Here is a 7,009-nt window from a genome sequence, read left to right as displayed (position 1 = left end):
GCACTGCCGCGGTAGTGATTGAGTCATTCTGTTGCACTTGCCGCTCTTCGGGCTGGTTCAACCTAGATTCCTCAGTTGGACGCGTCCGAGTGGGCTGCTGGTGGCGTGTCTGGGTAGGCGCGACGACGCAGCGGGCTACTGCCCGCAAGGAGAAGCAACGACCCCAGGCACGCTGCCAGCGGCGCAATCGCTCGCGTACCGTCCTCGCGAGCCCAGCGTGGCGATCCAGGTCTTCGGCAGTCATGGATTGCGTCACTTCGTTCGCAATGACGCTGTTCTTTCACGTTAAGGAATCCAGGATCAATCGTCACCACGGTCTCAGACCAAGTGGGCTTGGGCAGGGGAGCCGATGTCGCAAAGCGAAGCGCGTCTGAGGCTCCCCTGCCCAAGCCCACTTGGTTCGTCACAAGCACATCATTGGACGAACCCTGCATTTGTACCCTGACGGAATTCATGATTTGGATTCAAGCCCAATTACACTAGCGACCATGTTTCACGTGAAACACGCCTTCAACTTTTCTACCCGGTAAGCATCGCATGGCCAAAATCTTTTGTATTGCCAATCAAAAAGGTGGCGTGGGCAAAACCACCACCACGGTCAACTTGGCCGCGGGCCTGGCCAAGGTGGGACAACGGGTGCTGATGGTTGATCTCGACCCGCAAGGCAATGCCACCATGGGTTCGGGCGTGGACAAGCGCAAACTTGAGCTCTCGGTGTACGACGTGCTGCTGGAATCCGCCTCCGTCGTGGAAGCGCGGGTGCAAAGCAGCAAGCTGCAAGACGCAGGTTGCAGTTATGACGTTCTGGGTGCCAACCGCGAGCTTGCCGGGGCCGAGGTGGAGATGGTGGAACTCGAACGCCGAGAAAAACGCCTGCGCCAGGCCTTGAGCGCCGTGGCGCAAGACTACGACTTTATCCTGATCGACTGCCCACCCAGCTTGTCAATGCTCACGCTCAACGGCCTGTGCTGTGCCCACGGCGTGATCGTGCCGATGCAGTGCGAGTATTTTGCCCTCGAAGGCCTGGCGGACCTGGTCAACACCATCAAGCAAGTGCATGCCAATTTAAACAAAGAGCTGGCCATCATCGGCCTGCTGCGCGTCATGTTCGACTCGCGCATCACCTTGCAGCAGCAGGTCAGCGAACAGCTCAAGGCGCGCTTTGTCGACAAGGTGTTCAATACCGTGATTCCGCGCAATGTGCGGCTGGCCGAAGCGCCCAGTTACGGCGTGCCCGGCGTGGTGTTTGATCCATCGAGCAAGGGCGCGCAGGCCTTCGTGGCATTCGCCCAGGAAATGGTGGAGCGCATTAAAAAAATGTAGCCAGGCTGGTCCAAGCCAATTTCAAAATACCAATGACGCTACTAAAAACATAGCAATGAAAGCCGATAACGTAATCATCCTGCCGGGCTGGCAAGGCTCAGGCCCGCAGCACTGGCAAAGCCTGTGGCAGGCCCAGTCTGGCTTCCAGCGGGTGGAGCAGCACGACTGGCTGCGACCACTGCGCGGTGACTGGATCGCGCGTCTGGAAGACGTGGTGTTGTCGCTTGACGCGCCCGCCGTGCTGGTGGCGCACAGCCTTGGCTGCCTGCTGGTGGCGGCGTGGGCGGCGCATAGCCGCAACACGCACCGCGTCAAAGCCGCGCTGCTGGTGGCCCCCGGTGATGTGACGCAAGAGGCGCTGCGCCCGGTGCTTGCCAGTTGGTCGCCGATCCCGTTGCAGCCGCTGCAATTCAAAAGCACGCTGGTGGCCAGTCGGGACGACCCCTACTGCAGCTTTGAGCGTGCGCAAACCTTTGCCCAAGCCTGGGGCTCGGGCCTGGTCGATGCCGGCGCGCTCGGCCACATCAACGCCGATTCCGCTCTGGGCGCCTGGCCGCACGGCCTGGTCTTGCTGAACCAACTCATCAACACATCACTGGGAGATTGTCGTGGTCACTAAAAAACTCAAAGGCCTGGGCCGTGGTCTGGAAGCCCTGCTGGGCCCCACGGTCGATGAACTTCTCACCCCAGAGGGCAGCCATGCCCAGCTGGTCAACAGCGGCCTGCCGTCCACCTTGCTGCTCAGCGACATGGTGCCCGGCCAGTACCAGCCGCGCACCCGCATGGACGAGGGCGCACTCTATGAGCTGGCCGAGTCCATCAAGGCGCAGGGCATCATGCAGCCGATCCTGGTGCGCCGCCTCAGCGATGCCGATGCCGAACTCAAACGCAGCCAGCAGTCGCCAGACTTCACCGCTGGCACCAGCGGCGGCGGCGTGGTGCGCCCGGTGTATGAAATCATTGCCGGCGAGCGCCGCTTTCGGGCCGCCAAACTCGCCGGCCTGGACCATGTGCCGGTGCTGGTGCGCGAGGTGCCCAACGAGACGGCAGCGGCCATGGCGCTCATCGAGAACATCCAGCGCGAAGACCTCAACCCGCTCGAAGAAGCACAGGGCGTGCAGCGCCTGATCAAGGAATTTGGCCTCACGCACGAGAGCGCCGCGCAGGCCGTGGGCCGCTCGCGCAGCGCCACCAGCAACCTGCTGCGCCTGTTGAACCTGGCCGAGCCGGTGCAAACCATGCTGATGGCGGGCGACATCGACATGGGTCACGCCCGGTCCCTGTTGGCGCTGGACAAAGCCACCCAGATCACCGCGGCCAACCAGATCGCCGTCAAAAAAATGTCGGTGCGCGAGGCCGAGCGCCTGGTCAGAAAAATCGGTGCCGAGTTTTCTCTGGTGGCGGTCAAACCCAAGAAGGACAAGTCGCGCGACCTGAAAAGAATCGAGGAAGAGCTGTCTGACCTGTTGATGGCGCAGGTTGAAGTGCGGGTCAAAAAACGCGTCAAGCGCGCCGGCCGGCTGGAAGAAATGGGCGAACTCAGCATCCAGTTTGGTTCGCTCGACGCGCTCAATGGCCTGATCGACAAGCTGCGTGGCAGCCCGCAGCGATAAAGTACGCACCGCCAAGGCAGCGGAAAAGCGGTTTTTCTAAAACCGTGCATTGTTTGATGATGATCAACAAATGGCGAGGGCGGCAAGTCTGAAAGTCCAAATTTTCAGTAAAAATGAACGCAACCATAAAATATTTTTTATGGTGCGCTGAAAAATCGGAAGGAACAAGACGATGAAAAAAACAATGTTTACCACTCTGGTGGCCTTGTTGGCAACTTTCACCACAACTTTGGCAAGTGCCGCTGACCCCGCTTCGGTGGTTCGTGGCGGGCGGCTCTATGACAACCTGAGCGTCGAGCTGAAGTCGCGCGTACCCAATCAACCCAATCCCGCCTTCACGACCCAGCAGGTTCGGGTGGCACCATCAGACACCTGGCGTTGCGTGGAATGTCATGGCTGGGACTACAAGGGGCAACACGGCTTTGTCGGCATCGCCGGCAAACAAAATGCCGATCCTGCAGCCATTCTGGCGATCCTGAACAATGCCAACCACAAGTATGACGAACTGCTTGATGACGGCGACCGCCGTGATCTGGCCAACTTTATCAGCACCGGTCAGGCGGACATGCGCAAGCTGCTTGACATGGCTGCCAAGATCAAGCCAGGACAAGGTTACTCGGACAAGGTCTTTGCCACCATATGCGCCAACTGTCATGGCCTCGAAGGCGACCGGCTGCGTCAGATTCCGCCGCTCGGAGACTCGGCACGCCAGCGCCCGTTGGAAGTGTTGCACGTCACGCTCAACGGTCACCCCGGTGGTGACATGCCGGCACTCACGACACTGGGCGACGACACCGTAGCCAGCATGCTGGCCTATCTGCAGACCCTGCGCAGCGTCAATATGGCGAGCTCAATTGCCAATGGCGGTCGGCTCTATGACGACTGGCAGGCCCAGCTGGGCGGCCAGCGCCAGGCCTTGCCGCATCCGTCCTATCCGGCCAAGGCCTATTACGCCAACGTGCCCATTGAAACCTGGCGCTGCAAGGAATGCCATGGCTGGGATTACAAGGGTAATCAGGGCGTGTATGCCAAGGGCAAACATGCGACCGGGATCAAGGGGATTCGCGCCATGGCGGGCGCTGACCCGGAAAAAATCATGGCCGTTTTGACCAGCAGCGTCCACCTGTTTGGTGCCGTCATGAAGTACCGCGACCTGCTCGATCTGGCCAACTTTGTGAGTTACGGGCAGATTGACATGGACAAGATCGTTGATTCCAAGACCGGTCTGGCACGCGGCGATGCCGCCAAGGGCGCATCGCACTACCGCACCATGTGTGCGTCTTGCCATGGTCTGGAAGGGCGTTATGTTGCCAAACGCGCCATGGGCCGCGTGACCAAGGAAGACCCGTGGCACAGCGTGCACAACATGCTCAATGGCCACCCCGACGACACCATGCCCGCCTTGCGCGAGATTGATCCCCAAGTGGTCAATGACCTTCTCGCGCACATGCAGACATTGCAGGCCAGACGCTAACTTGGCGGGCCTGCCCATCGAAAGAATGTTTTAACCAAGGAGTAGTGCATGAAAACCAAGACCCCCCTCGCTGTGGCCGGATCCCTGCTTTTCGCTTTGGCCGCAATGAACCCTGTGTATGCAGTTGATGCAGCCCAGGCGAAAGAACTGATGAAGAGCAACAAATGCGCAAAATGCCATGCGGTTGACAAAGACAAGTCGGGCCCTGCCCTGAAGAAAATTGCCGCCAAGTACAAAGGCAACGCCGATGCAGAGGCCACCATCATCAAAAACATCACCACCGGTCCCAAAATCAAGAACGATGACGGCTCCGAAGAAGAGCACGCCATTATCAAAACCAAGGATGAGGCCGAGCTCAAAAACCTGGCCCAGTGGATTCTTTCGCAATAGCCAAGCTCATGGCTGACGGGTGTATCAAAGCCCGCTCATTTACATCGGAACGCAGGAAACGTCAGCCAAGCCAAGTGCTTGTGCTGGCGCAAACCGCACGCGCCCCGATCAATTCACAGGGTTGGGAGCATATCCATCATGCGTGGCAGTAAGCTGAAAAATTGGTTCATGGCCGCGGCGATTTGTGTCGCCGCCAGTCTATCGGGTGGCGCCCTTGCCGCCGACAATGCGTCGGGGCTGGGCAACCAGACCTGTCTTTCTTGCCACGACGGCCAAAAAGGCAAGCTCGAGGTCGCGGGCACAGACGATGAAAAGCGTGCGCTCTACACCGTCGAGCCCGCGGCATTCGCCAAGAGCGTGCATGCCGAGATGGAGTGCGTGAACTGCCACCTGGAAATCAACGACAGCGGGCCAAACCACAAGAAAACCCTCGGCGAGACGCGGCCTGATTGCGTGCAGTGCCACCAGAAACTCAAGGGTGCCGCAGCCCAGGTCAAGGTCGCCAGCGAGCGGCGCTGGATGCGCACGGTAGGCCAGAGCATCGAAACCTACCAGACCTCGCACCATGCCAAGCCGAGTAGTGACGATCCCGAAAAGCCGAATGCTTCCTGTAATGATTGCCACAACGTGCACAGCTTCAATGTACCGCCAAGCGGCACGCCCGAGCGCACCGAGTGGCACCTCGGCATCTCCGATATTTGCGGTACCTGCCACGACTACCATCTGGAAACCTGGGCCGAGTCGGTGCATGGCCGGGAAGTCAAGGAAAAGCACAACCCCAAGGCCGCCGACTGTGCCGATTGCCATACCTCACACAACGTCAAAAGAACCTCGTCGAGCGCGGTCAAGCTGGCCATCACCGAGAGCTGCGGCAACTGCCACGACGACGCCTACGACTCTTACCGCGCCACCTACCATGGCAAGATCACCACACTGGGCTATGCCCACACGGCCAAGTGCTTCGACTGCCACAGCAGCCACGACATAGAGCCGTCCTCCGACCCGGTGTCCAAGATGCACATGGACAACCGCCTGGAATCCTGCCAGGAATGCCACAGTGGCAAAAAAGACATCCCGCTGGCCACCGCCGGTTTTGTCAGCTTCAGTCCGCACGGCAACGCCTCCGACTTTGATACCTACCCGCAAATCTGGGTGGCCAACAAGATCATGATCCAGCTGCTGCTGGGCACCTTCGGCTTCTTCTGGCTGCACACGCTGCTGTGGTTCTACCGCGAATACAAGGAGCGCAAGGCGCGCCAGTCGCAGCCGCATGTCAAGATGGAAGGCCTGCCCGAGCTGCCCGCCAAATTCCGCGGTAAGCACTTCCAGCGCTTCAGCCGCACCTGGCGCATTGCCCACCTGCTGTTTGCCCTGAGCCTGATGACGCTCACGCTCACCGGTATTCCGCTGTTTTACCCGCAGTCGCCCTGGGCTCAGCCGCTGATGACGCTGCTCAACGGGCCGCAAACGGCAGGGCTGGTGCACCGTGTCGCGGCGGTGGTTTTTGCCGGCGTGTTCTTCTGGCATCTGTTCTACATGGTGATCAAAATCGGGCGCGACTGGAAGAACTTCAAGATCTTCGGCCCCAACTCCATGGTGCCCGGCCCGCAAGACCTCAAGGACATCGTTGCCATGTTCAAGTGGTTCTTTGGCAAGGCGCCCAGGCCAGTGTTCGACCGCTGGACCTACTGGGAAAAATTTGACTACTGGGCTCCGTTCTGGGGGGTCACCATCATCGGCGTCAGCGGCATCCTGATGTGGTTCCCGCACATTGCGGCCAAGTTCCTGCCCGGCTGGGTCTTCAACGTGGCGGCCATTTTCCACAGCGAAGAAGCCTTCCTGGCGGTGGTCTTCCTGTTCACGGTGCACTTCTTCAACAACCACTTCCGGCCCGACAAGTTCCCGCTCGACCGGGTGATGTTCACCGGCACCTTCACGCTCGAAGAGTTGATGCACGAGCATCCGCTGCAATACAAGCGCCTGCTGGAGTCGGGCGAGCTGGAGAAACACCTGGTCGATGCCCCGTCCACCGCGATGGTGAAGGGCTCAACCGTGCTGGGCTTCACCCTGATCGTGATCGGCCTGACGCTGCTGACGCTGGTCGGGATCGGCTTCTTTACGAGTTAACGTGAAAGAACATCGTCATTGCGCACGAGCCCCGTCATTGCGAACGAAGTGACGCAATCCATGACCCCGGAAGTCATGGATC

Annotated in this window: 6 protein-coding genes; all 6 read left to right on the top strand. The window is 59.7% G+C overall.

Annotation, left to right across the window (positions count from 1 at the left end; genetic code table 11):
* Window positions 1-537 precede the first annotated feature (537 nt).
* The gene (locus IBX54_RS10940) at window positions 538-1,323 is read left to right on the top strand and encodes a ParA family protein (protein WP_296542688.1); all 786 of its coding nucleotides are present in this window, start codon (window positions 538-540) and stop codon (window positions 1,321-1,323) included.
* A gap of 55 nt (window positions 1,324-1,378) precedes the next feature.
* Window positions 1,379-1,942, top strand: a complete 564-nt coding sequence (locus IBX54_RS10935; RefSeq protein ID WP_296542687.1) for an alpha/beta fold hydrolase — start codon at window positions 1,379-1,381, stop codon at window positions 1,940-1,942.
* Window positions 1,932-2,936 carry a ParB/RepB/Spo0J family partition protein gene (locus IBX54_RS10930; RefSeq protein ID WP_296542686.1) on the top strand — a complete coding sequence of 335 codons (1,005 nt, stop codon included), beginning with the start codon at window positions 1,932-1,934 and terminating at the stop codon, window positions 2,934-2,936. The genes IBX54_RS10935 and IBX54_RS10930 overlap by 11 nt, the downstream gene beginning before the upstream one ends.
* Window positions 2,937-3,120: 184 nt before the next feature.
* Window positions 3,121-4,410 (top strand): c-type cytochrome, encoded by a 1,290-nt coding sequence (locus IBX54_RS10925; RefSeq protein ID WP_296542685.1) that lies wholly within the window; start codon window positions 3,121-3,123, stop codon window positions 4,408-4,410.
* Window positions 4,411-4,458: 48 nt separating this feature from the next.
* Window positions 4,459-4,800 carry a c-type cytochrome gene (locus tag IBX54_RS10920; RefSeq protein WP_296542684.1) on the top strand — a complete coding sequence of 114 codons (342 nt, stop codon included), beginning with the start codon at window positions 4,459-4,461 and terminating at the stop codon, window positions 4,798-4,800.
* 168 nt (window positions 4,801-4,968) lie between these two features.
* Window positions 4,969-6,927, top strand: coding sequence for a cytochrome b/b6 domain-containing protein (locus tag IBX54_RS10915; RefSeq protein ID WP_296542683.1), 1,959 nt, complete (start codon window positions 4,969-4,971; stop codon window positions 6,925-6,927).
* The last annotated feature ends 82 nt before the right edge of the window (window positions 6,928-7,009 follow it).

The sequence above is a fragment of the Rhodoferax sp. genome (genome assembly GCF_014859475.1).
Lineage (GTDB): Bacteria > Pseudomonadota > Gammaproteobacteria > Burkholderiales > Burkholderiaceae_C > Rhodoferax.
This window is presented reverse-complemented; position numbering and strand designations above follow the sequence as displayed.